Consider the following 24,469-nt stretch of genomic DNA (forward strand, 5'->3'; position numbering starts at 1 on the left):
GGTCATCTCCTCGGGTTGGAAGCCTGGAGTTCCGCCCTGACCGCGGGCGTGAGTACCTGACCGGCACGCTCGACGAACAGCGTCATCTGGTAGGCGACCAATCCCATGTCGCAGTCGGCCGCCGCCAGCACCGACAGACAGGAGCCGTCGCTGATCGACATGATCAGCAACAGTCCGCGCTGCATCTCCACGACGGTCTGCGTGACCGGGCCTCCCTCGAACACTCGGGAGGCGCCCTGGGTCAGCGAGATCAACCCGGCCGCGACCGCCGCGAGCTGGTCGGCGCGGTCCTTCGGGAATCCGTCCGAGTAGGCCAGCGGAAGGCCGTCGGACGAGACGACGACGGTGTGGGCGACGCCCGGCACCGACATCACGAAGTCGTTGATCAGCCAGTTGATGCCGCGGGCGGCCTGGCTCATCTCTCTCACGCTGGTCATTCCCCTCTTCCTGGGTAACCCTCGTCCTCGCTGATCTCACCCCGGGCCACGGCCCGGCCCTGGCGTACGCCGTACTGCAGGCTGGAGAGCCGGCTTCTGGCGCGGTCGGGGGAGAGCGACGGCGGTGGCGAGGCGGCCGCCTGCCGGCCCGGCTCGGCGGAGCCGGGGACCAGGTTGGCCTTGGGTACGCGCTTGGGCAGGCCGGCGGAGGTGCTGGCCTCGAACTGGGGCTGCTGGATCGCCGCGGCGACCCCCCACGCGGAGTCGGCCTTGGACTCCTTCCAGGCGTCCTCTGCCTTGGTCTCCTCGGCGGGCTTCTTGAACCACGCGGACTCGACCGATGCGAAGATCGGCAGGAACTCCTCGGGACGGTCCTGTCCGGCGGGTTCCCTGACCGCGGGCAGCGGGCCGGTGACGTCGGCGTCCCGTTCGCTCAGCCCCGACAGGCCGCCCAGGGCCGAGTCGAACTTGCGCCGGGGCAGCGGGTTCCCTGGCTGCTGCGGCATCGGGGGCGGCGGGCCGAACATCGAGGGCTGACCTCCCGGAGCGCCGTTCGGCCCGGTCTGCGCCGACCCCTGCTGCCGGGGCGGCGGGCCGAACATCGACGGCTGCGGACCCGTGTGCTGGGGACCGGTGTGCTGCGGACCCGTGTGCTGCGGCCCGGTGTGCTGGGGACCGGTGTGCTGGGGTCCCGTGTGCTGCGGACCCGTGTGGTGGGAGGGCGTCGGGGGCTGGGTGTTGTACGGGCCCGTCGACGGTCCCAGCGGGCCGGGCGACGGCAGCGCGGGCCGTCCACCGGTCGAGCCGAGCTGCGGCGTGCCCCAGCCGCCGGTGGTCTCGTGCTGCGGCGGCATCTGGGGCAGCTGGCCCTTGGGGGTCCAGGTGGGGGCGTACCCGCCGCTGCCGAAGTGCTGGCTCTGCTGGACCGCGCTCGGCGGCACGGCGATCAGCGACTCGGGCAGCAGCACCATCGCGGTCAGGCCGCCGCCGTCGTGGTTGCGGATCTGCACGCGGATGCCGTTGCGCAGCGCGAGCCGGCCGACCACGAACAGGCCCATTCGGCGGGACACCGACACGTCCACGACCGGCGGGTTGGCCAGCCGCCAGTTCGTGGCGCCGATCTCGTCGGGGCTCATGCCGATGCCGGAGTCGGTCACCGACACCATCACTCCCCCACCGTCTATGCGGTTGCCCGAGACGATGACGCGGGTGTCGCGGGCGGAGAACGACAGGGCGTTCTCGACCAGCTCGGCGAGCAGGTGGATGACGTCGTTGACGGCCTGGCCGGCCAGCGCGACCTCACCCGGCACGTTGATGACGACGCGCTCGTAGCCCTCGACCTCCGAGAGCGAGGCGCGCACGACGTCGGTGACCTCCACCGGCTGGCTCCACCGGCGGGCGGGTTCCTGGCCCGCGAGGACCAGGAGGTTCTCCGAGTTGCGGCGCATGCGCGTCGCCAGGTGGTCGAGCTTGAACAGGTTGGCCAGCCGGGCCTCGTCCTGCTCGCCCTGCTCCAGGCCGTCGATCAGGGCGATCTGCCGCTCCACCAGCGTCTGGGTGCGGCGGGAGAGGTTGACGAACATCGCGCTGATGTTGCTGCGCAGCCGCGACTCGTCACCCGCCAGCCGGACCGCCTCGCGGTGGACCTCGTCGAAGGCCCGCGCCACTTCGCCGATCTCGTCGGCGCCGCTGACGCCGATGGGGGCGACGTGCGGGACCGAGTCGTGCGCGGCGTCGGACTCGCGCAGGCGCTGGACCAGGTCGGGCAGCCGGTGCCCGGCGATCTCCAGGGCCTCCGACCGCAGCCGCCGCAGCGGCGTGGTCAGCGAGCGGGCCATTCCGGTGGTGATGAGCAGCACCAGCGCCAGGATGACCACGACGACCAGGATGTTGACGAGGGCGCCGCGCTGGTCGGCGGCGGCCAGCGTGTCGGCCCGCTGCACGACCGAGGCGACCAGCTGCTTCTCGACCTCGTACATCCGGACGATGCCGAAGCTGCTGGACTCGAACCAGATCTCCGAGTCCTCGCCGGGGGTGCCGTCGAGGTTGACGAGCTGACGGTCGAGGCGGATGCGCTCCATCGCCGAACCGCGCAGGAACTCGGCCTGGTCGACGCGGCTGCCGGTCACGGTGTCGGCGTACAGCTGCCGTTCGGCCGGGGTGGCCGCGACGCGGAACGCGGCGATCTCGCTCTCGAACCGCTTGCGGGCGGCGGTCACCGCGTCGAGCTCGATCGGGGTGAAGTTGCGCACCTCGATGCCGAGGGCGAGCAGGCCACGCATGATCGACTGCTCGTTCTTGGCACGGGCCAACGCGGTCAGCGCGGCGGCGGTGCCGTCGATGGACTCGTCGGTGCCGGCCTGGCCGACCTCTTCGTAGAAGCGCAGGAGGTCGCCGATGACGAGGGAGTACTTCTCCAGCGCGGGCAGCGCGGGAAGCTGGGTCTTGATGGTGATCTCGCGGAGGTTGGGGAGCTCGGAAAGGCGGCCGTCGACCCGTGTCAGCTTCTCTTTACCGAGGTCACCAAGAGATCCTTCGATCTCCGGTACGCGCTCTCGCACCTTTTCGGCGAGCACGTCCACTTTGTTCTGTTGTGCGTCGATTAGGTTGAGATCGGACTCTTGGCTTCGTTTGTTCACGATGTACGGGACTGTCAAATCCCGTTCGAGTTCGATCTCCTGGATGAGTTCGCCCAGCGTTCCGGTGAACGCGGCGATGTCACTCACCCGCTGATATTCCGCGGCACTGGTAACCGCGCTGATGACGCGCATGGCGCCGAGAACGACCGCCGCGACGGTCGGAATCATGATCAGTGCGATAAGGCGGTTACGCACCCGCCAGTTGTGCAACGCCATCCGACCGGATGTCGTGTCCCGATGCGCGGCCGGCTCCCTCGGGGGTTCCGGCGGCGCTTCGGGCGCGGTGCGGTGATCACGTTCGATCGTTGCCGTCCTCACAGGCCGCACCCTTCCGATAAAAGAAATTTCAATTTTCTTCGGGATACCTCCCATAAGCCAGGGGCAATTGGAGCATATGACTAGGAGGTCCACCAATAGTCACATTGGTTTTGGACCGGTCCAGAGATGACGATTCATCACATACTTGCCGCACCGCTGGTCAACACCCACCCCAATCGAGAGATCGAGCTCCGCCGTTCGATGGACCGGTCCAAACGCCCACTACTTCTCTTACTACCCCAAAAGTCACAGGGGCTTATTTATTTACAAGTTTGGTGACATAGTGCTCTTATTCCTGTTGATGGTGATTTCAACCCGATACAGTCTTCGCCGTCGCCCGCCGGGCCCCGCGATCTTCGGCCATGGGCGGGTTGCTTCCCCCCATCTAAGGAGACTCAACCTATGAGGCGCCTATTTGCGGGCCGGACGCTCATCGTGGGCGTGCTGGCCGCGTTGACTCTTTCGGCCTGCGGCAGCGGCGAGCCCGACAACAGCGCCACCGGCGGTTCCGGCGGCCTGGAGAAGAGCGCGCTGACGATCGGCGTCGTGGCCGTGCCCGACGCCGCCCCCATCCAGATCGCCCTGGACCGCGGCTTCTTCAAGGAAGAAGGCCTCGACGTCAAGATCTCCGTCGAGGTCGGCGGCGCCGCCGCCACGCCCAAGCTCGTCGCGGGCCAGCTCGACGCCATGCTCGGCAACTACGTCGCGCTGTTCCTCGCGCAGCAGGCGGGCGCCGGCAAGTTCAAGGTGGTGGCCGACAGCTACCAGGCTGCCCCCGACAACTTCGTCATCATGGCCAAGGGTGACAACTCCGCCATCAACACCGCGGCCGACCTCGCCGGCAAGAAGATCGCCGTCAACACCCTCAACGCGATCGGCACCCTCGCGGTGACCGCGACCGCCAAGGTCGCCGGCGTCACCATCAACGAGAAGGAACAGTACGTCGCCATGCCGCTGCCCGAGATGGGCGCGGCGCTGGAGACCGGCACCGTCGACGCGATCTGGGTCGCCGAACCGTTCATCTCGGCCAACGCCAAGGCCGGCGCCAAGAAGGTCGCCGACAGCATGGCCGGCCCGCTGGAGAACTTCCCCATCGCCGGCTGGGTGATGACCGACAAGTTCACCAGCGAGAACCCCAAGACGGTCGCCGCCTTCCAGCGCGCCCTGGCCAAGGCGCAGAACCTGGCCGCCTCCGACCGCAAGGTCGTGGAGGAGGCGCTGCCGAAGTACACCAAGATCGACGCCGCCACCGCGGCCGTCATCGCGCTGGGCACCTACTCCACCTCGCTGAGCGAGGCCCGTCTCCAGCGGGTCGCCGACACGCTGACGGAGTACGGCATGATCCCGGCCGGCTTCGACGTGAAGGCCCTGATGACGTCGGCCGCCCCCGCGCAGTGACGACGTGCCGAAGGTAAACGGGGCGAGTCTGCTCCGCGGTCTCATCGGGACCGCGGGGCTGCTCGTCGTTCTGGAGGCGGCCGGACGGCTGGGCGCGTGGGACACCGAGAGGCTGCCCCTCGTCTCCACCGTCCTGTTGCGGGCCGGCGAACTGCTGGCCGACCCCGAGTTCCTCGTCAGCGCCCGGTCGAGCCTGACCACGTGGGCGCTGGCGCTGCTGGTGACGATCGCGATCGCCGTGCCGGCCGGGCTGCTGCTCGGCATGGTCAAACCCGCCGAGGTGGCGGTGCGGCCGCTGATCGAGTTCCTGCGGCCGATCCCCTCGGTCGCGCTGATCCCCCTGGTCATCCTGCTCTACTCGGAGACCACCCACATGCGGATCACGGTCGCGGTGTACGCCGCCCTGTGGCCCGTGCTCATCAACACCATCTACGGCGTGCGCGACGTCGACCCGCTGGCCAAGGAGACCCTGCGCAGCTTCGGCTTCGGTCCCGGCTCGGTCGCCTACCGGGTGGTGCTGCCGGGCGCCGCGCCCTTCATCGCCACCGGCATCCGGCTGGCCGCCTCGGTCGCGATCGTCCTGGTCGTGACGTCAGAACTGATCGCCGGCGGCATCGAGGGCATCGGCGTCTACATCACCATCGCGGCGAGCGGCAACCGGCTCGACCTGATGATCGGCGCCACCATCCTGGTCGGACTGTTCGGCATCCTGGTCAACGCGCTGCTCGTGGCCGGCGAGAACCGGCTGTTCCGGTGGCACCGCGCCAGAGCGGGGGCCGCCACGTGAGACGAGCGACCTCCGGCGTGCTCCGGTTCTGGATCGTGCCCGTGACGCTGGTGTTGTGGGAACTGCTCACCCGGATGACCGAATCGCCGTTCTTCCCCCCGCCCAGCCGCATCGCGGGCCACTTCTACGACATGTGGCTGAGCGGCCCCGTCTCCCAGCTCCTGCTGACCGACAGCGCGCTCGACACCTTCGGGCCCAGCCTGGGCCGGCTGCTCGCCGGCTGGACCATCGCCGGCGTGCTCGGCATCGCCCTCGGGGTGGCCCTGGGCCGGATCCGCGGCCTGGCCGAGTACACCGACCCGGTGCTGCAGTTCCTGCGGGCCCTGCCGCCGCCGCTGCTGGTGCCCATCTTCTTCGTGCTGTTCAAGATCGGCACTCCCACGCAGCTGGCCGTCATCGTCTTCGGCGTCATCTGGCCGGTGCTGGTCAACACGACCGACGGCGTGCGGGCGGTCGACAAGGGCTTCCTGGAGACCGCACGGGTCTTCCAGTTCAGCCGGTACGACATCCTCCGCCGCGTCATCCTGCCCTCGGCCATGCCGAAGATCTTCGCGGGCCTCCGGCTGAGCCTGTCGCTGGCGCTGATCCTGATGGTGGTGTCGGAACTCGTCGGCAGCAACAGCGGCATCGGCTACAGCCTGCTCTACGCGCAGCAGTCCTACGACTACGCCGGGGTCTGGGCGCACATCGTCCTGCTCGGCGTGCTCGGCCTGCTGTTCAACGCCCTGTTCCTCGTCGCCGAGGGCCGCGTCCTGTCCTGGCACGCCAACGCCAGGCGCAACGTTTAGGAAGATCCGGTGCTTGAGTTAGTCGATCTGAGCCACACCTACGGCTCCTACCGGGCCATCGACCGCGTCAATCTGAAGGTCGCCCAGGGCGAGGTGGTCTGCATCGTCGGGCCGTCGGGCTGCGGCAAGTCGACCCTGCTGCGGTCGATCGCGGGGCTGATCAAACCCACCGGCGGCACCGTCCTGCTCGACGGCAGGCCCGTCGACGGCAGCCCCGAGAACCTGGCCGTGGTCTTCCAGGACTACAGCCGCTCGCTCTACCCGTGGATGTCGGCGCTGGCCAACGTCGGCCTGCCGCTGCGCCGCCGGGGCCTGGACAAGAAGCGGCGCGAGGCCGCCGCCATGGCCGCCCTCGAACAGGTCGGCCTGGCCGGGGCCGCGGCCAAGTTCCCGTGGGAGATGTCCGGCGGCATGCAGCAGCGGGTGTCGATCGCCCGCGCGCTCGCCTACCAGCCGAAGCTGCTGCTGATGGACGAGCCCTTCGGCTCGGTCGACGCGCAGACCCGCGAGGAGCTGGAGGACCTCACCCTCCGCGTCTGCGCCCACCACGGCATGACCATCCTGCTGATCACCCACGACGTCGACGAGAGCGTCTACGTCGGCGACCGCGTCGTGGTGCTCAGCAAGGCCCCCGGAACGGTGGTGGGCGACCTGCCCGTCCAGCTCCCCGGGCCGCGCGACCAGATCCACACCCGTGAACTCGACGCCTTCGTCCGGCTCCGCGCCGAAGTCGGCCGTCTCGTCCGCGGCATGACCCCTCACCGAAACGGAGTGGAGACCAGGTGACCCAGAACGACCCGGCCGCCCCGGTATGGGAAGCGATCTACGGGATCTCCCGCTTCGCCGCCCTCGCCACGATGGCGGAGCTGGGCTGCGCCGACCATCTCGCCGCCGGCCCGCTGACGGCTGACGTGCTGGCCGAGCGCTGCGGCGCCGACCCGCTGTCGCTGCACCGGACGCTGCGTGAGGTGGCGTCGATGGGCTTCCTGCGCACCGTCCCCGACGGATACGAGCTCACCGAGTCGGGCCACCTGCTGCGCGAGGACGTGCCGGGTTCGGTCCGCTCGGCCGTGCGCATGGTCGGCGAGGAGGCCTTCTGGTACGCCATGGGCCGGCTTCCCCAGACGGTGCGCACCGGGAAGAGCGCCTTCAAGGAGAAGTTCGGCCACGTCTACGAGTACGTCGGCCGCAACCCCGAGATCGCGGTGCTGTTCGACCACTACATGACGATCCGCGCCGAGCCCTTCGCGTCGGGTCTGGCCGACAACTACGACCTGAGCGGCGCCCGGAAGGTCATCGACCTGGGCGGCGGGCGCGGGCACATCCTGGGCGCGCTGCTCACGGCCAACCCGCACCTTCAGGGTGTGCTGTTCGACCTGGAGCGGGTGCTCGGCAGCGGGCGGGACGCCCTCACCGAGGCCGGCCTCGGTGACCGCTGCGAGTTCGTCGTCGGCGACTTCTTCGCCGGCATCCCGAGCGGCCCGGACGTGTTCCTGCTGGCCAACGTCATCCACAACTGGAGCGACGAGGACAGCGTGCGGATCCTGCGCAACGTCCGGGCGGCCATGCCCGACGACGGACGGGTGCTGATCCTGGAGATCGTGCTGAGCGACGACGACTCGCCCCACGTGGGCAAGGACGGCGACATCCGGATGTTGTCGCTGTCGGGCGGCGGCATGGAGCGCACGCCCGCCGAATATCAGACGCTGCTGGAGAAGAGCGGCCTGACCACGGCGCGGATCCTGCCGCTTCCCGGGTGGGCCAGCGTCATCGAGGCCGTACCCATCTAAAGACGGGACCGGGGTCCCCGGCTAGCGCTGCCAGCCGGGGACCGCGACCCGCATCGTCAAAGCGTGTTCCACCAGGGTGATGAGCGTGTTCTTCACCGAGTCACGGGACCGCGCGTCGGTGCGCACGATCGGGGTGTGCGGCGACAGCGACAGCGCCTCGCGCACCTCGTTCTCCCCGTGGGGGAAGCTGCCGTCGAACCCGTTGATGCCGATCACGAAGGGGAGCTGCGCCTCCTCGAAGTAGTCGACGGCCGGGAAGCTGTCGGCGAGGCGGCGCGTGTCGACCAGCACGACGGCGCCGATGGCGCCCCGCACCAGGTCGTCCCACATGAACCAGAAGCGGTGCTGACCGGGCGTGCCGAACAGGTAGAGGATCAGATCCTGGTCGAGCGACACCCGGCCGAAGTCCATCGCCACGGTCGTGGTGGTCTTGTGCGGGGTCAGGCCGACGTCGTCGATGCCCTCCGACGCGTCGGTCATCACCGCCTCGGTCGTGAGCGGCACGATCTCCGACACCGCACCGACGAATGTCGTCTTGCCGACGCCGAAGCCACCCGCCACGACGATCTTCGTCGAGGTCAGGCCCCGGCTAGAGCCTGCGAAGTCCACTGAGCACCCTTTCCAACAAACCCAGATCCGGCTTACCCGCGTCGAGCTGCGGCTGGTGCACCTGCACCAGGCCCTCCGCCGCCATGTCGGCGATGACCACCCGCGTCACGCCCAGGGGCATGCGCAGCATTGCCGAGATCTCCGCGACCGACCTGACCTGACGGCAGAGCGACGTGATCGCCTGCCGTTCCGGGGGCATGGTCGAGAGGTCCACGTGCGCCGCTATGACAGAGGAGACGAGTGCCTCCATGGCGAGCTGAACTCGCGGGGCCGTGCGCCCACCGGTCACCGCATAGGGGCGCACCAGCGAACTTTGCTCCGCCGGGGGCTCACCTGTCCAGCCGCCTGCCACGGCGACCTCCTAATCTCGATCAACGGGGGTGGGAAGCCTGGAGCTCGGCGCGGACGGCCGGGGTCAGGACCTGACCCGCCCGCTCGACCAGCAGCGTCATCTGGTAGGCCACCAGACCCATGTCACAGTCGGCCGCGGCGAGCACGGCCAGACAGGAACCATCGCTGATCGACATGATCAACAGCAGCCCACGCTGCATCTCGACCACGGTCTGCGTCACGGCTCCACCCTCGAAGACCCGCGAGGCGCCCTGCGTCAAGGAGATCAGCCCGGCGGCCACGGCCGCGAGCTGGTCGGCGCGGTCCTTCGGGAATCCCTCCGAGAACGCCAGGGGCAACCCGTCAGCGGAGACCACAACCGTGTGCGCCACACCGGGCACGTTGTTCACGAAGTCTGTGATCAGCCAATTGACGCCGCGAGCGGCCTGGCTCATTTCCCTCATGCCTCATCCTTATCGGTCTCTTGACCCTGACCCTGGGCGGGGTTTGCCCCGGGCCAACCCTGCTCCTCGCTGATGTCTCCCCTCGCCACCGCGCGGCCCTGGCGTACGCCGGCCTGGAAGCTGGCCAGGCGGTTGCGCACACGATCGGGCGACAGCGACGGCGCGGGAGCCACCGGCACGGGAGCCGAGGACGCGGCCAGATCGGCCGAGCCCGGCACCAGGTTGGCCTTGGGCACCCGCTTCGGCAGGCCGGACGAGGTGATTCCGCCGAGTGAGGGCTCGGCCGCCGCCTGGGCGGCCTGCCAGCCGGCGTCCACCGCGGGGGACGACCACGCGGTGCGCTCACCGGGGCTCTCGTCGTCGCCGGGAACCTCGGGCTGGTCCGGCGCACGCCGGAACCAGTCGGACTCCACGGCGGCGAAGATCGGCAGGAACTCGTCGATCTCGTCGAGGGGCGAGTTGCGGACCGCGGGAAGCGGTCCGGTGTTGTCGACATCAGGTTCGAAGGGCCCGCGCTGCGCGGGCGTGCCCGGCCAGGAACCGTTCTCGGCCGGTCCGCCGGGCCATGCGGGGATGCCGGCGCCGGGCGTCTGGCCCGGCCACGGCGTGTCGTTGGCACCCGGATGCGGGTAGCCGCCCGACGGGAAGCCGCCCATGGTGTGACCACCGGTGTCGAAGCCACCCCGCTGGTCGTAGGCGGGCGGCTCGAAGGCGCCGCTGTCGAGCGGGCCGCGGGCGAACGCGTTGCGGTCGAACGGACCGGTGTCGGTCGGGCTCGGACCGCCGCCGAACATCCGCGGGCCGGTGTCGAAGGAGCCCCGCTCCGGCATGGGCGCGAAGGGGTCGCGCTCCGGCTGGTCGAAGGGGTTGCGCTGCGTGGCGGGCGGCCCTGCGGGAGGCCCGGCGGGAGGCAGGGTGTTGGCCGGGGGGTTGTCGAAGGGGTTGCGCTGCGGGAGCTGGCCGAACGAGGAGTCGAACGGCGTGCCCCCGGTGGTGCTGCCCCACGGGTCGGGCGGCCCGTCGCTGCCGAAGGGCCGCGGCGCCGTCTCGAACGGGGTCGGGCTGGCCAGCGCGGGCTGCTGCCCGAACGCGGCGGGGGCCGGCGTGCCGAACGAACCGGTCGGCGAACCGGGCAGCCCGGGCTGGGCGTTGGCGGGCAGACCCTGCTGCGGGGCGCCGGGGAAGGCGCCGGCGGGCTGGGCGAGCAGGCTCTCGGGCAGCAGCACCATCGCGGTGAGGCCGCCGACGTCCTGCTGGCGGAGCTGGACGCGGATGCCGTGGCGCAGGGCCAGGCGGCCGACCACGAACAGGCCCATCCGGCGCGACACCGACACGTCGACGACCGGCGGGTTGGCCAGGCGCCAGTTGGCGGCGGCGAGCTCGTCGCCGGTCATGCCGATGCCGACGTCACTTACGGAGATCATCAGACCGCCGCCGTCGATGCGGTTGCTCGACACGGTGACGCGGGTCTCGCGCGGGGAGAAGGAGATGGCGTTCTCGACCAGCTCGGCGATGAGGTGGACGACGTCGTTGACGGACTGACCGACGACGGCCGCGCCCGACTGCACCTGGATGGCGACGCGTTCGTAGTTCTCGACCTCGGAGAGGGAGGCGCGGACGACGTCGACGATCGGGACCGGCTGGCCCCAGCGGCGGGCGGGTTCCTGGCCGGCGAGGACCAGGAGGTTCTCCGAGTTGCGGCGCATGCGCGTCGCCAGGTGGTCGAGCTTGAACAGGTTGCCCAGTCGCGTCTCGTCCTGCTCGCCCTGCTCCAGGCCGTCGATGAGGGACAGCTGGCGTTCCACCAGCGTCTGGGTGCGGCGGGAGAGGTTGACGAACATCGAGTTGACGTTGCTCCGCAGGCGGGCTTCGTCACCGGCCAGCCGGATCGCCTCGCGGTGGACCTCGTCGAAGGCGCGCGCCACTTCACCGATCTCGTCGGAGGTGGTGACGCCGATCGGGGTGACCACGGGCAGGTCGGCGGCCTCACCGGACTCGCGCAGCTTCTGGACCGTGTCGGGAAGCCGCGAACCGGCGATCTCCAGCGCCTCGCGGCGCAGGCGGCGCAGCGGCCGGGTGAGCGAACCGGCGACCAGGGTGGTGATGACGAGGACCACGAGCAGCAGGACCACGATCAGCACACCGGACACGATGGCGCTGCGCTGCTCGGCGTCCTGGAGGGTGACCGACTGGTTGACGACCGAGTCGCCGACCCGCTTCTCGACCTCGCGCATCAGGTCGATGGTCGCGGTGGTCGAGTCGAACCAGCGCTGCAGGTCGTCGTTGCGGGTGCGGTCGAGGTCCTGGATGGCTCCGTTGAACTGGCGGAGCTGGGCGAGGGCGGCGGCGCGCATCGAGTGGGCGCGCTCGGTCATCTCGCCCTTGACCGTCTGGCGGTAGAACGAGCTGTCGGCCGGCGAGGCCTCGCTCTGGAAGATCGCGAGCTGGGTGTCCTGCGAGCGGCCGGCGCTCAGGAAGTCGGACAGGTCGTCGTAGTCGAACCTGACGTTGCGCTGCTGCGGCCGGCTCGCGAGCGTGATGGCCAGCAGGCCGCGGCTCTTGGAGATGTCTTCTTTGGCGCGGGTGAAGGCGGCCAGGGCGGTGGTGTCGGCGAACAGGCGTTCGTCGGAGCCGGCGGAGCGGATCAGGTCTTCGTGGAGCGAGGTGAGCTCCGAGATCATCGTCGTGTACATGACGATGGCCGCTCGGGCGGGCACGCTGTCGTTCTCGAGGACGCCCTCACGGAGACCGGGCAGACCCCGGAGCCATCCGGCGATCTTCGCGGCCCGGCTGAGCACACGGGCCGAGTGGCTGGAGTCGAGCGACTGGAGCGTGGCAACCGCCTTGCCGGAAAGCACGTCGACGTCGCCCGAGACCTTCTGGACCTCGTCGAACCGGCTGTTCCTGCGGCCGTCCTGGATGAACAGGGCCGTGTAGTCACGTTCCTTGGCCAGCTCGTGGTTCAGCTCGTCGAGCTGGACCACGAGCCGCGCGACCTCGGTCAGTCTCCGGTACTCGGCGGAGGTGTTGATCGCGGAGGTGAGCTGCACCGCCGCGAAGATGACACCGACCACCGTCGGGAGCAGGATCAGGGCGACGAGACGGGACCGCACCCGCCAGTTTCCCAGCCGCATGAACGCGGCCCCTGGAGCTTTGGCGGCGGGGGCGGGCGCCGCCTTCTCCTGCACGCCTGCCTCGATGCCGAGGCCACCTCTCGGGTCGTGCGTTGTCACTGGCTTTTACAACCTCTCGCCTGTCACACCTGTTGCCCTCTATGGCACCAGAAATTGGAACACACTGTTACCAGATCAGCGAATTACGCCTGGCTCGCCGAATCGGACATTCAGTGCGATTGGTGCTTATTACTTGGCCGCGACCTTCTCGATGACGTCCGCGGCCACGCGGAGGCCGTCTCGGCGGCGGAGCTCCTCCCCCTTCGCGGCCAGGTCGGCACGGAGGGCGGAGTCGCCGAGCAGGCGGTCGACGGCGCCGATGAGCTCCTCGTCGGAGAACTTGTAGGTGTCCAGCCGGACGCCGTAGCCCTTCTCGTCGACACGCTGGGCGTTGTCGTACTGGTCCCAGAACAGGGGCAGCACGATCATCGGCTTGCCGAAGTGCAGCGCCTCGGTGGTGGTGTTGTTGCCGCCATGGGTGATGACGAGGTCCACCAGCGGGATGATCTTCGTCTGGGGGACGAACTCGGCGCCCCACATGTTGGAGGCCAACTCGATCTCCTCGTGGAGGGGGCCCTTGGAGACGATGTACTGATGCGGCGTACGCGACAGCACGTCGATCACCCGGCGCATCAGCTCGACGTCGGCCGAGCCGAGCGAACCGAGCGAGAAGTAGATCAGCGCGTTGTCACCGCGCTCGAACGGCAACGTGAAGTCTTCGTCCGTCTCGCGTACCGACGAATCCAACCGGGTCCACGAAGGCCCGAGCGGGCGCTCGACAGTGTAGTCGAGGAATTCGGGGTAAACGTAGAGATTGGCGTCACCCTCGTGGATGAAGTCGAGGTCCGGGAGCGGCGGGGCGCCCTGCTCCACGACCCACTCGTTGAACGCCGTCCAGATCTCGCGGTGGGTGCGGTCGTACTCCTCGTTGAACTCCTTCCACCCCTCACCGGTGGCCGGGAGACCCGAGAAGACCGGGGCGACGCCCTCGCCGCGCATCTCCAGCGGGTTGCACGACATGATGCGCACGAACGGCACGCCCGCGGTGAGCAGCGCGGGGAAGGTGATGACGTTGTCCTCGACGATGACGTCCGGCTTCACCCGCTCGATGATCGCCTTGAGCTGGGGCTCGCAGTACTTGGCGCCGTCGATGAGGGCGTCCCAGATCGGCTTGGTGACCGTCTCGAGCTGCTCCTGCGTCGACTTGCGGTACTCGGGCGCGGTGTCGCGGATGAAGTCCTTCCAGAACTGGCCCGCGTCCTGCTCCTCGGCGTCGTCGGCCGGCGGGGCGAGGTCGACCAGGTCCTCCTCGAACCCGAGGGCGGTCAGCTTGCCCTTCCACGACGCCTCGGCCGCGAACACCACACGGTGGCCGCGCTTGAGCAGGACGTCTCCGATGCCGATGCAGTTGTTGGTGGGCCCGTACGCGCTCTCCGGCATGAACAGGACGGTCAGCGGCTTCTCAGCAGACATTGGGGTTCTCTTCTCGCGGTAAACGATCGTTCCAACGCTCGCGGCGAAAAGCGGCGAAGCCCCCGGGGACTCCGCCGCGGTGCCCGTCACAGCGTCACTGCGCGGCGGTGACCTCGGTCGACAGGGTCGTGTACTTCACCGAGTCGGCGCCCAGGTCGATGATCGACTCGCCCTGCAGCAGATCGGCCGGCGTGTACTTCAGCGGCTCGTTCGAGGCGAGGACCTCGGCCGGGATCTTCTCCATCGCGGCCTTGTTGGGAACCTTGTAGAGGATGTTCTGGGCGGCCCAGCCGTGCTGCTCCGGGTCGAGGATGAAGTTGATGAAGGCGTGCGCGGCTTCCTTGTTCTTGGACGCCTTCAGGATCACCATCGTGTCCACCCAGAGGTCGCTGCCCTCCTTGGGCACCACGAAGCCGACGTTGGGCTCACCGGTGGGGCACCAGCCGTCCCAGGCCTCGGCCATGACGGCCTCGCCCTTGGTGACCTTGGCGCCGAAGTCGGTGTCGTCGAAGGCCAGCAGCTTGGGCTTGACGGCCTCCAGCATCTCCTTGGCCTTGGCGATCACGTCGTCGTCGGTGGTGTTGATCGAGGCGTTCATGGCCTTGAGGGCGGGCAGCGCGAGCCAGCGCTCGGTGGTCATGAGGGTGATCTTCTTCTCGTACTCGGGCTTCGGCTTGAGAAGATCGTTCCAGCTCGTGGGAGCGGGCTTCACCAGGTCGGTCCGGTAGCAGATGCCGGTCGTGCCCCAGGTGTAGGGAACCGAGAAGTTGTTGCCCTTGTCGTAGGACAGGTTCGAGGCCTCGGGGTAGAGGTTCGCGAGGTTCGGGATGAGCTCCTTGTGCAGGGGCTCCAGCAGGCCTGCCTCGTTGAGGTACTGGGCGTACTGGCCCGACACGAACGCCACGTCGAAACCGACACCCTTGGAGGCCGTGATCTTGGCGATGGCCGTCTCGTTGGTGTCGTGGATGGCCTTCTTGATGGTGAAGCCGAGCTTCTCCTTGACACGCTTGTCCAGATCCTCGGGGCTGTAGCCGTCCCAGATCGTGAAGGTGAGGCTCTGCTTGGTGAGGTTGGCGTTCGGGTCGAGCTGCGCGGCGGTGGCGCTCGGCGCGGCGCCCTCCGCCGTGTTGGCGGAGTTCGAGCCGCCACACGCGGCCAGGGCGAGGACAAGGCCGGCGGCGGTGACAACAGCCGGCAGATGACGGGTGTGCCGGATTCGGGACACGACCGCTACTCCTTCTGAAATTTGCCTGGTGGCCTGCTGGGGGGCAGACCAAAGGGGGAGTGTTGCAGTACGTATCAACACAGATCAAGACTTTTCAGGACATTGTTAGCTGGACGTTCACACTTCGATTTGAAGGATGCTTCAGCATCCTGTCAACCAGTGAAATGGGACTCCAACTCACAAACATCCCAAACCGCCACAACCCGGACAAAAACATGGGCCACCTGCCGGGGACAGATGGCCCTCAATGCCCGTGAGGTGCGGATTGTTCCCGATCAGTATTGCCGACCGTATGCGGAACGCACGGTCAGCACGTACTCAACAAGGGTGATCAGGGTGGACTTCACGGCTTCGCGGGACCGCGCGTCCGTCCGCACGATGGGCACGTGCGGCTGCAGCGACAGGGCCTCGCGAATCTGCTCCTCGGCGTGCATGAACACGCCGTCCCACCCGTTCAGCGCCACGACGAACGGAAGCTGCGCCTCCTCGAAGTAGTCGATCGCCGGGAAGCTGTCGGCAAGCCTGCGGCTGTCGACCAGAACGACCGCGCCGATCGCGCCGCGGACCAGATCGTCCCACATGAACCAGAACCTGTGCTGCCCGGGGGTTCCGAACAGGTAAAGGATGAGGTCCTGATCGAGCGAGAGACGACCGAAGTCCATGGCGACCGTGGTGGTCGTCTTCTCGGGCGTGAGCCCGAGGTCGTCGATCCCCGCGCTGGCGTCGGTCATGACGGCCTCGGTCGTCAGCGGAAGGATCTCCGAGACGGCGCCGACGAACGTCGTCTTGCCCACGCCGAAACCACCCGCCACGACGATCTTCGTCGAGGTCAGGCCGCGACTAGAGCCTGCGAAGTCCACTGAGCACCCTTTCGAGCAAGTTAAGGTCGGGCTGACCAGAGCTGATGAGCTGTGGCATGTGCAGTCGCACCAGCCCTTCGTCGGCCATGTCGGCGATCAGCACCCGTGCCACCCCGAGGGGGACCCGGAGCAGCGCGGAGATCTCCGCGACCGATCGCACGGATCGGCAGAGCGTCATGATCGCCTCCTGCTCGGGGCCGAGCAGGGAGTAGTCATCGCCCATCATGGTCGCCGTGGAGACCAGCGTCTCCATCGCCAGATGGTAACGCGGCTCGGCGCGTCCTCCGGTGACGGCGTAAGGACGGAAAAGGGGTTCGTCCTCGGTCCCCTCACCCGCGCGCATCGGGCATCACCGCCGCGCCGAGTGCAGCTCGGCACGCAGAGCCGGGGTCAGCGCCTGTCCGGCGCGCTCCACCAGAAGGGTCATCTGGTACGCGACAAGGCCCAGATCACAATCGTGTGACGCCAGTACCGCGAGGGCCGAACCGTCACTGATCGACATCACCATGAGCAGTCCGCGCTGCATCTCCACGACGGTCTGCCGGACCGTGCCGCCCTCGAACACCCGGGAGGCGCCGGTGGTCAGGGAGGCCAGGCCGGCCGCCACCGCGGCCAGCTGGTCGGCCCGGTCGGGCGGGAACCCGTTGGAGTGGGCCAGGCGCAGGCCGTCGGCCGAGACCACGACCGCGTGCGCCACCCCTGGGGTGCCGGCCACGAAGTCGGTGATCAGCCAGTCGAACCTGCTGGCGTCGACACTGAGCTCAGTCACGAGCCCTCCTCCTCATTACCCGTGCCTTCCTGCGTCCTTTCGGCCCGCCCTCGGCGTACGCCCTGCTGGAAACTGGACAGCCGGTCGCGTACGGCCTCGGGCGACACCTGGGGCCGGGGTGACTCCGGCGGCGGCGTGCCCGTTCCTCCCTGGGGCTGCGTCCCGACGGAACCCGGCACCAGGTTGGCACGAGGCGTCCGCTTCGGGAGCCCCGACTGTGTGACGCCCCCCGAAGCCGGTTCGTTGGCCGCACGGGCCGCCTGGAAGCCCTGATCGGCATGCCGGCCCCAGGGACTCGCCCCAGGCGTCACAGGGGCATCTGGAGCCCCAGGAGCGACGGGCGCGGCGGGCGGCTCGGGCCGGGTGAACCAGGCCGACGACTCGACCGACGCGAAGATCGGCAGGAACTCGTCGCCCCGCTCCAGCGGCGTGTCGGCCACCGGCCGCCCGACGGCCGGCGCCGCCGGCGCCCCGAGGACGGGGAACGCACCCGAGTGCTCGGGCGACGGGGGCGCGAGCGGCGTCGGCTGGGTGTCCCCGGTGGGCGGCCGCAACCGCCCGGTCTGCCCGGCCGAACCACCGAGCCCGGCGGGACCTCCAGGGCCGGTCGGACCCGGCTGGCCGATACGGGCGACCGGGCCGGTCGAGTTGGCCGGGTTGACGGGGCCGGTCGAGTTGGGCGAACCAATTGGTCCCGTCGAGTTGGACGAACCGATCCGGCCCGTCGAGTTGGGCGAACCGATCGGGCCAGTCGAGTTGGGCAAGCCCGTCTGGCCGGTCGAATTGGGCAAGCCAGTCGAGCCGGTCGAGCTGGGCGAACCGATCGGGCCGGTCGAATTGGCCGGGCCGGCGGGCTTCGCCGGGTTTGTCGGGTGGCGGCGTTCGAAGCCGGGGAAGGTCCCGCCCGGAGGCTGGCCCTGGCGGGGCACCCGGCCCCCCGGTGGCGCGAAGGAGTCGTCGGCCGGAGTGCGGGGCGACGGTGGCTTGCGCTGGGGCAGCCCGCCTGGTCCGGTCGCGACGGGACCGGTCGCGTGGGGACCCGTGCCGAAGGAGCCGGTGGCCACGGGGCCCGTGGTGACCGGGCCCGCGTTCGCCGGGCCGGGGGCGAACGGGCCCGTGTTCGCGGAGCCGGGGGTGAACGGGCCGGTCGAGAGGGCGGGCAGCGGGCCGGTGGGGAGTTCCGGGCGGGGCCGGGTCATCTGGGGCTGCTGCGGGGGCTGGGCGGGGGCGTCGGCGTTGCTGATGAGCTCGGCCGGGAACAGCACCATCGCGATGATGCCGGTGCTGTCGCCGCGCCGGAGCTGGACCCGGATGCCGTGGCGTCCGGCCAGGCGGCCGACCACGAACAGGCCCATGCGGCGGGAGACCGAGACGTCCACGACCGGCGGCTCGGCCAGCCGGGTGTTGATCTCCAGCAGTTCGTCGGGGCTGAGCCCCATGCCGTTGTCGGTGATGGCCAGCAGCACCGCGCCGCCCTCGATCGGGCTGCTCGACACGATGACCTTGGTGCTGGGCGGCGAGAACGAGATGGCGTTCTCGACCAGCTCGGCCACCAGGTGGACGACGTCGTTGGCGGCGTGCCCGGCGATGGCCGGGGAGCGGTGGACCCGCACGGTCACCCGCTCGTAGTCCTCGACCTCCGACAGGGAGGCGCGCACGACGTCCACCAGCCGGGCCGGGGAGCTGCGCTTGCGCGCGGTCTCGTGCCCGGCCAGGACCAGCAGGTTCTCGGAGTTGCGGCGCATGCGGGTGGCGAGGTGGTCGAGCTTGAACAGGTCGGCCAGGCGGGCGCCGTCCTGCTCGCCGCGCTCCAGGCCGTCGATCAGCGAGATCTGGCGTTCGACCAGGGTCTGGGTGCGCCGCGACAGGTTGACGAACATCGCGTTGACGTTGTTGCGCAGCCGGGACTCCTCGCCCGCCAGCTTGACCGCCTGGAGGTGGACCTCGTCGAAGGCCTGGGCGACCTCGCCGATCTCGTCCTGGTTGTCGCCGGCGATGGGCTGCACCGCCGGGGAGGTGTCGCCGGTCTCCGACTCGCGCATGCGGCGCACGATCTCCGGCAGCCGGTTGCCCGCGATGTCCAGCGCCTCGGCGCGCAGCCGCCGCAGCGGGCGCACCATCGAGCGGGCGATCAGCACGGTCGTGACCAGGACCAGCAGGATCAGCGCGAGGATCAGCGCGCCGGCCACGAGGGCGCTGCGGCGCTCGGTCGAGCGCAGGTCGTCGGCGCGGTTCCGCAGCGCGGTCGCCACCTGGGCCTCGACCTTGGAGATCGCGTCGAGCACGGTGCCGTTGTCGCGGAACCAGTCCTGCGCGGTCAGCACCCGGCCGGGGATCGGCTTCAGCGGCTGGTTGCGCGAGCCGAGGGCGGCCGCCCAGGCCTTGGCCATCTCGACGTCGGTGCTCGCCTTGCTGATCCGGGCGGCGTGGAAGGCCTGGAACTGGGCCGTGTTCGCCTCGGCGTTGAAGGCGCTCTCGTACGTCTCCTGCCGCGACCACGAGCCGAGGAAGCGCTGGAGGTCGTCGGGGGTGAACGACTGGCGGGGCTCCAGGAGCTCGCCGACCATGATGGCCCGCTGCTGCGAGGCCTCGTCCTTGACGTGGGCCAGCGCGCTGAGCGCGCGGGAGGCGGAGACCACGCCGGGGTCGTCGCTGAGTTCGCCGAGGTCGTCGTGCAGGCGCAGGACGGTGGCGAGGGTGCCGCCGTACTCGAAGAAGACCGAGGTCCTCGGGTCGTCGTCGCGCTCGGCGGCGTGGCTGTCGGCCACCGTCTCCAGGCGGTTGAGCACCTGGCGGGCGTCCTCGACGACACGCGGCCCGAACGACTCGTCGACGGCGCGGAGGTCGGCGGCGGACTTCTTGATCAGACTGTCGACGACCAGCTTCTGTTCGGACAGCGTGTCCTGGTGCTGGCGGATCGTCTCGTCGGCGTTGCGCAGCGCGCTCTGCACGCCGATCAGGCCGTCGAGCCAGGCTTTGTGGTCGCGTTCGGCCGCCAGTTGCTGCGCGAGCTCCCGCAGGCGACCGGCGTACTCCGCCGCGGTCGCCGTCCGCTCGTAGGCGGACAGGCTGTCTACCGAACCGGCGACCCGCATGCTGGCCAGGATGACCGCGATGAGCGTCGGCGCGAGGATCAGGGCGGTGAGCCTTGTGGGCACCCGCCAGTTGCGCAGCGCGAAACGGCTTGCCCGCTTGTGAGTGGACACCGGCCCCCGCCATTCGTACTTGACAAAAAGCCCTTCACGCTCCTGACAGCGCGAAGTGACATAGCCATACAAGCGGGCACAATTCGACCACAAGGTCATGATCAGCCACGGGGTTACCCATCGCCGAGGACAGAATCGTTACCAAGTGGTAAGTGGACTGAAGCACTCAAACATGATCAACGCAGTGCAGAAAGGACATGCTCCCTCACCTGAGCACGTTGCACCTCATCGGTGATGGGGCGCCCGGCCCGGTCGACCACGTAGAAGACGTCGACCGCCTCGGCTCCCAGAGTCTCCACTCTGGCCGCCTTGACGTCCAGGCCGCAGTCGCCGAAGGCACGGCCGATCTTCCACAGCAGGCCGGGCCGGTCGTGTGCGCGGACCTCGACGACGGTCGCGGTGTTCGAGGCGTCGTCGACCAGGGTCACCCGGGGCGGCGCGACCGGCACGCGGGGCGGGCGCAGCGAGCGGGTGCGGCGGGCCAGCCGCTGTTCGATGTCCAGACGCCCGGCGAGCACCAGGCGCAGATCGGCCTCCAGGGTGGCGGGATCGGGCGGGGAGCCGTATTCGGGCACCACCGCGAACTCGATGACAGCCGTCGACCCGGCCGAGGCCGCCGACGCCGACCGCACGACCATGCGGTGGGCGGCCAGCACCCCGGCGGCCCGCCAGAGCAGGCCCGGCCGATCGGGGGCGACCACGGTGACCGCTCCCCCGTTGACGCGGATCGCGCCGCCGCCGTGCCGGGCCAGCGACGCCTGCTCGGCCGACAGGGCGGGCGCGGGCGCGGGCGGGGTGCCCGCGAGCGCCGACCTGACCCGCCTGACCAGGTCGGAGACCAGGTTGGCCTTCCAGGAGTTCCAGGCGGCCGGGCCGGTGGCCAGGCCGTCGGCCACGGCCAGGGCGGCGAGCAGTTCGAGCACCTCGTGGGAGCCGACCGCCTCGGCCACCCGGGAGATCGTCACCGGGTCGTCGAGGTCGCGCCGGGTCGCCGTCTCGGGCAGCAGCAGGTGGTGGCGCACCATCGTGGCCAGCACCTCGACGTCGGCGGACGGCAGCCCCATGCGGGCGGCGATGTCGCGGACGACCACCTCGCCGGTGGTCGAGTGGTCGCCGGGCCAGCCCTTGCCGATGTCGTGCAGCAGCGCGCCGATGAGCAGCAGGTCGGGCCGGGCCACCTCGCGGGTGAACGCGGCGGCCCCCGCGACGGTCTCGATCAGGTGCCGGTCGACCGTGTAGGTGTGGATCGGGTTGCGCTGCGGCCGGTGGCGGACCCGCTCCCAGTCGGGGATCAGGCGTACCAGCACCCCCGCCTGGTCGAGCTCCTCCCAGACGGGCACGGCCGCGCGCCCGGCCCCGAGCAGCCCCACCAGCGCGTCGCGCGCCTCGTCGGGCCAGGGCACCGGCAGCGCCGGCGACTGGGCGGCCAGCGCCGACACCGTGGCGGGCGCCAGCGGCAGCCCGGCCTCGGCCGCCGCGGCGGCGGCCCGCAGCACCAGCACGGGATCGTTGCGCGGGTTCACCCCGCGCGCCAGCACGACCTCTCCCCCGTGCTCGACCACGCCGTCGGCCAGCGGACGCCGCCCGCGCGGCGCCGGCCCGGACAACAACCGGTCGACGGTACGCCACGTCGCGTCGAAGGAGTGGGCGATCGTGCGCCCGGCCTCGGCCAGGCGGCGCATCAGCGCCTCGGCGTCGAGCAGCCCGAGGGTGCCCGCCACGGCGTCCTGTTCCTGGAGCACCAGGCGGTCGGTGCCGCGCGCGGTCACCAGGTGGAGCCCGTGGCGGATGTCGAGCAGCAGTTCGTGGGCCTCGCGGACCCTCGGCCCCGGCGCGGAGGCCACCCACGCGGCGGCCACGGCCTGCATCGCCTGGACGTCGCGGATCCCGCCGCGGGCGTCCTTGAGGTCGGGTTCGAGCAGGAAGGCCAGCTCGCCCGAGGAGTCGGCGCGTTTGTCGGCCGACTCCCGCAGCTCGGCCAGCCGGCGCCGGGAGTCGGACCGCCATTCGGCCAGCACCGCCTCGCGCGCGGCGCGGGTCAGCTCGGGGTCGCCCGCGACGTGGCGGGCCTGGATCAGGCCGAGCACGGCCTTGAGGTCCTCGCGCGAGACCTTGACGGCCTCGTCGACGGTCCGGACCGAGTGGTCGAGGCCGACCCCGGAGTCCCAGATGGGATACCAGATCCGGTCGGCGATCTGGGCGACGTCGTCGCGCCCGTTGTGGAGCAGGACGATATCGAGGTCGCTGCCGGGCGCCAGCTCCCCGCGCCCCAGGCTCCCGACCGCGACGAGCGCGACCCCGCTGAGGGGGCCGCGCTCTGTACCCCGTGAATCAGGGCCACGTGTCTCGGGGTCGAGCAGCCCGCCCTTTCCGTTCCGCTGACTTACGGCGGTCCGGAGCAGGTCCGTGAGCCACCGGTCGATGTCCGCCGCCCGTTCCTTACGGGCGGCGGCGAACGAGCGAGCTTCCCCTCTCATCATCCGGTTACAGCGCCTCCGGGCCGCGTTCCCCGGTACGGACTCTCACGACCGTGTCCACGGGGACCGACCAGACCTTGCCGTCACCGATCTTGCCGGTCTGGGCGGCCTTGACGATGACGTCGATGACGTCCTCGGCGTCGTCCTCCTCGGTCAGCACCTCGACGCGCACCTTGGGAACCAGGTCGACCTGGTACTCGGCGCCGCGGTAGACCTCGGTGTGGCCCTTCTGACGGCCGTAGCCGCTGGCCTCACTGATGGTGATGCCCTTCACGCCGAACTGCTCCAGCGCCGCCTTGACGTCGTCGAGCTTGAACGGCTTGATGATGGCCGTGATCAGCTTCATGCGTCCACCTTCTTCGCCTCGGCCGGAACGGCCGGCCCGTTGAGCGAGGACACGCCCGAGGAGTGGATGGTGCCGAGGTCGTAACCGGTCTCGGCGTGAGTGGTGATGTCGATGCCGGTGACCTCGTCTTCCTGGGTGATCCGGAAGCCCATGGTCTTGTCGATGATCTTACCGATGACGTACGTGACGATGAAGGAGTAACCACCGACCGCCACCGGGCCGAGCACCTGGAGGCCGAGCTGCGACCAGCCGCCGCCGTAGAACAGACCGACCTTCTGGCCGTCGAGGAAGGGGTAGGCGGCGACGAAGCCCAGCGCCACGGCGCCGATGACACCGCCGACCAGGTGCACGCCGACCACGTCGAGGGAGTCGTCGAAACCGAGCTTGTACTTGAGGCCGACGGCGTAGGCGCAGATCGCACCGGCCAGCAGACCGATGAGGGCGGCGGCCCAGACGTCGACGAAACCACACGCGGGGGTGATCGCGACCAGACCGGCCACGGCGCCGGAGGCGACACCGAGGGTGGTCGCGTGACCGTCGCGGAGCTTCTCCACGACGAGCCAGGCGCCGGCCGCGATGGCCGTGGCGACCTGGGTGTTCATGAAGGCGAGACCGGCGGTCGCGTCGGCGGCGAGCTCGGAGCCCGCGTTGAAGCCGAACCAGCCGAACCACAGGAGACCGGTGCCGAGGAGGACCAGCGTCAGGTTGTGCGGACGCATCGGCTCCTTGCGCCAGCCCGACCGCTTGCCGAGGACCAGCGCCAGGGCCAGAGCGGCCGCACCGGCGTTGATGTGGACGACGGTGCCGCCCGCGAAGTCCTCGATGCCGAGCTCGGTCAGCCAGCCGCCGCCCCACACCCAGTGGGCCACGGGGAAGTACACGATGGTGGCCCAGACCACGGTGAAGACCACCCACGCGCCGAACTTGGCACGGTCGGCGATCGCACCGCTGATCAGGGCGACCGTGATGATCGCAAAGGTGAGCTGGAAGGCGGAGAACACCATCATCGGGAAGGTGTCGTTGTAGGCAGCCTCGTTGACGCCCATCAGCCCGACGTTGTCGAGCCCGCCGACAAGCTTGTGGAGAAAGCCCGTGCCGTCACCGACGGCGTCGAACGCGAGGGAGTAGCCGTAGGCCACCCACGCGATCGTCACCGTGATGATGGCCACGAACGACATCATCATCATGTTCAGGACGCTCTTGGCCCTGGTCATGCCCCCGTAGAAGAACGCGAGTCCCGGAGTCATGAGCAGCACGAGCGCCGTGCTCACGAGCATCCAGGCAGTGGAGCCGCTATCGATCTTCATTCGATGCGACCCTCCTTCCAATTGGCGTGTGGCCGGTTATCACTTGCGCAGTGGGCTTCACCAAGGGCGTCAT

General features: G+C 69.7%; 20 protein-coding genes. 5 read left to right on the forward strand and 15 right to left on the reverse strand.

All coding sequences use genetic code 11. The features are described 5' to 3' along the window. Nucleotides 1-2: 2 nt before the first annotated feature. Both QSK34_RS30010 and QSK34_RS30015 read right to left on the reverse strand, forming a co-directional pair. Complete coding sequence (locus QSK34_RS30010) at nucleotides 3-437, reverse strand: roadblock/LC7 domain-containing protein (protein ID WP_030455657.1); 435 nt, start codon at nucleotides 435-437, stop codon at nucleotides 3-5. Next, entirely contained in the window at nucleotides 434-3,244 is a 2,811-nt protein-coding gene (locus tag QSK34_RS30015) for a nitrate- and nitrite sensing domain-containing protein (RefSeq protein ID WP_285588971.1), read from the reverse strand. Before QSK34_RS30015 ends, QSK34_RS30010 begins: the two co-directional genes overlap by 4 nt. Before the next feature lie 552 nt (nucleotides 3,245-3,796). Between QSK34_RS30015 and QSK34_RS30020 the strand changes: the two genes are divergently transcribed. The 5 genes from QSK34_RS30020 to QSK34_RS30040 are packed head-to-tail and all read left to right on the forward strand — an operon-like array spanning nucleotide 3,797 to nucleotide 8,157. After that, the gene (locus tag QSK34_RS30020; RefSeq protein WP_285588973.1) at nucleotides 3,797-4,792 is read left to right on the forward strand and encodes an ABC transporter substrate-binding protein; all 996 of its coding nucleotides are present in this window, start codon (nucleotides 3,797-3,799) and stop codon (nucleotides 4,790-4,792) included. A 4-nt stretch (nucleotides 4,793-4,796) separates the two neighbouring features. Beyond that, the gene (locus QSK34_RS30025) at nucleotides 4,797-5,579 is read left to right on the forward strand and encodes an ABC transporter permease (protein ID WP_285588976.1); all 783 of its coding nucleotides are present in this window, start codon (nucleotides 4,797-4,799) and stop codon (nucleotides 5,577-5,579) included. After that, the gene (locus tag QSK34_RS30030; RefSeq protein ID WP_285588978.1) at nucleotides 5,576-6,367 is read left to right on the forward strand and encodes an ABC transporter permease; all 792 of its coding nucleotides are present in this window, start codon (nucleotides 5,576-5,578) and stop codon (nucleotides 6,365-6,367) included. Before QSK34_RS30025 ends, QSK34_RS30030 begins: the two co-directional genes overlap by 4 nt. 9 nt (nucleotides 6,368-6,376) lie before the next feature. Beyond that, entirely contained in the window at nucleotides 6,377-7,153 is a 777-nt protein-coding gene (locus QSK34_RS30035) for an ABC transporter ATP-binding protein (protein ID WP_285588980.1), read from the forward strand. After that, the gene (locus QSK34_RS30040; protein WP_285588982.1) at nucleotides 7,150-8,157 is read left to right on the forward strand and encodes a methyltransferase; all 1,008 of its coding nucleotides are present in this window, start codon (nucleotides 7,150-7,152) and stop codon (nucleotides 8,155-8,157) included. Before QSK34_RS30035 ends, QSK34_RS30040 begins: the two co-directional genes overlap by 4 nt. Nucleotides 8,158-8,178: 21 nt before the next feature. Here the strand turns inward: QSK34_RS30040 and QSK34_RS30045 are convergent, their stop codons facing one another. The 13 genes from QSK34_RS30045 to QSK34_RS30105 form a co-directional block, all read right to left on the reverse strand. After that, on the reverse strand, nucleotides 8,179-8,739 hold the full coding sequence (locus QSK34_RS30045; protein ID WP_034385786.1) for a GTP-binding protein: 561 nt from the start codon (nucleotides 8,737-8,739) through the stop codon (nucleotides 8,179-8,181). Nucleotides 8,740-8,746: 7 nt separating this feature from the next. Then, complete coding sequence (locus QSK34_RS30050) at nucleotides 8,747-9,118, reverse strand: DUF742 domain-containing protein (protein ID WP_030455649.1); 372 nt, start codon at nucleotides 9,116-9,118, stop codon at nucleotides 8,747-8,749. Nucleotides 9,119-9,137: 19 nt separating this feature from the next. Then, a complete protein-coding gene (locus QSK34_RS30055) occupies nucleotides 9,138-9,560 on the reverse strand; it encodes a roadblock/LC7 domain-containing protein (protein ID WP_030455648.1) in 423 nt (140 codons plus the stop codon). After that, nucleotides 9,557-12,793, reverse strand: a complete 3,237-nt coding sequence (locus QSK34_RS30060; RefSeq protein ID WP_285588986.1) for a sensor histidine kinase — start codon at nucleotides 12,791-12,793, stop codon at nucleotides 9,557-9,559. The genes QSK34_RS30055 and QSK34_RS30060 overlap by 4 nt, the downstream gene beginning before the upstream one ends. A gap of 129 nt (nucleotides 12,794-12,922) precedes the next feature. Next, a complete protein-coding gene (locus tag QSK34_RS30065) occupies nucleotides 12,923-14,206 on the reverse strand; it encodes a glycosyltransferase (RefSeq protein WP_161481279.1) in 1,284 nt (427 codons plus the stop codon). Nucleotides 14,207-14,300: 94 nt separating this feature from the next. Further along, complete coding sequence (locus QSK34_RS30070; RefSeq protein WP_285588989.1) at nucleotides 14,301-15,431, reverse strand: polyamine ABC transporter substrate-binding protein; 1,131 nt, start codon at nucleotides 15,429-15,431, stop codon at nucleotides 14,301-14,303. Nucleotides 15,432-15,706: 275 nt separating this feature from the next. Further along, the gene (locus QSK34_RS30075) at nucleotides 15,707-16,264 is read right to left on the reverse strand and encodes a GTP-binding protein (protein ID WP_034385780.1); all 558 of its coding nucleotides are present in this window, start codon (nucleotides 16,262-16,264) and stop codon (nucleotides 15,707-15,709) included. 7 nt (nucleotides 16,265-16,271) lie between these two features. Next, the gene (locus QSK34_RS30080) at nucleotides 16,272-16,634 is read right to left on the reverse strand and encodes a DUF742 domain-containing protein (RefSeq protein WP_030455643.1); all 363 of its coding nucleotides are present in this window, start codon (nucleotides 16,632-16,634) and stop codon (nucleotides 16,272-16,274) included. Nucleotides 16,635-16,640: 6 nt separating this feature from the next. After that, nucleotides 16,641-17,060 carry a roadblock/LC7 domain-containing protein gene (locus QSK34_RS30085; RefSeq protein ID WP_030455642.1) on the reverse strand — a complete coding sequence of 140 codons (420 nt, stop codon included), beginning with the start codon at nucleotides 17,058-17,060 and terminating at the stop codon, nucleotides 16,641-16,643. Beyond that, nucleotides 17,057-20,266 (reverse strand): sensor histidine kinase, encoded by a 3,210-nt coding sequence (locus QSK34_RS30090; protein WP_285588992.1) that lies wholly within the window; start codon nucleotides 20,264-20,266, stop codon nucleotides 17,057-17,059. Before QSK34_RS30090 ends, QSK34_RS30085 begins: the two co-directional genes overlap by 4 nt. Nucleotides 20,267-20,442: 176 nt before the next feature. Further along, nucleotides 20,443-22,743 carry a [protein-PII] uridylyltransferase gene (locus QSK34_RS30095; protein WP_285588995.1) on the reverse strand — a complete coding sequence of 767 codons (2,301 nt, stop codon included), beginning with the start codon at nucleotides 22,741-22,743 and terminating at the stop codon, nucleotides 20,443-20,445. Between the two features lie 7 nt (nucleotides 22,744-22,750). Further along, nucleotides 22,751-23,089, reverse strand: a complete 339-nt coding sequence (locus QSK34_RS30100; protein ID WP_030455639.1) for a P-II family nitrogen regulator — start codon at nucleotides 23,087-23,089, stop codon at nucleotides 22,751-22,753. Further along, the gene (locus QSK34_RS30105) at nucleotides 23,086-24,396 is read right to left on the reverse strand and encodes an ammonium transporter (RefSeq protein ID WP_285588997.1); all 1,311 of its coding nucleotides are present in this window, start codon (nucleotides 24,394-24,396) and stop codon (nucleotides 23,086-23,088) included. Before QSK34_RS30105 ends, QSK34_RS30100 begins: the two co-directional genes overlap by 4 nt. Between the last annotated feature and the right edge of the window lie 73 nt (nucleotides 24,397-24,469).

This window comes from Herbidospora sp. NBRC 101105 (assembly GCF_030269205.1).
GTDB lineage: Bacteria > Actinomycetota > Actinomycetes > Streptosporangiales > Streptosporangiaceae > Herbidospora > Herbidospora solisilvae.

Excerpts from the sequence above, each read along its gene's own strand:
- QSK34_RS30020 (WP_285588973.1), top strand. The coding sequence starts at position 3,797 with ATGAGGCGCCTATTTGCGGGCCGGACGCTCATCGTGGGCGTGCTGGCC.
- QSK34_RS30065 (WP_161481279.1), bottom strand. The coding sequence starts at position 14,206 with ATGTCTGCTGAGAAGCCGCTGACCGTCCTGTTCATGCCGGAGAGCGCG.
- QSK34_RS30080 (WP_030455643.1), bottom strand. The coding sequence starts at position 16,634 with ATGCGCGCGGGTGAGGGGACCGAGGACGAACCCCTTTTCCGTCCTTAC.
- QSK34_RS30015 (WP_285588971.1), bottom strand. The coding sequence starts at position 3,244 with ATGATTCCGACCGTCGCGGCGGTCGTTCTCGGCGCCATGCGCGTCATC.
- QSK34_RS30055 (WP_030455648.1), bottom strand. The coding sequence starts at position 9,560 with ATGAGGGAAATGAGCCAGGCCGCTCGCGGCGTCAATTGGCTGATCACA.
- QSK34_RS30100 (WP_030455639.1), bottom strand. The coding sequence starts at position 23,089 with ATGAAGCTGATCACGGCCATCATCAAGCCGTTCAAGCTCGACGACGTC.
- QSK34_RS30095 (WP_285588995.1), bottom strand. The coding sequence starts at position 22,743 with ATGAGAGGGGAAGCTCGCTCGTTCGCCGCCGCCCGTAAGGAACGGGCG.
- QSK34_RS30105 (WP_285588997.1), bottom strand. The coding sequence starts at position 24,396 with ATGAAGATCGATAGCGGCTCCACTGCCTGGATGCTCGTGAGCACGGCG.
- QSK34_RS30010 (WP_030455657.1), bottom strand. The coding sequence starts at position 437 with ATGACCAGCGTGAGAGAGATGAGCCAGGCCGCCCGCGGCATCAACTGG.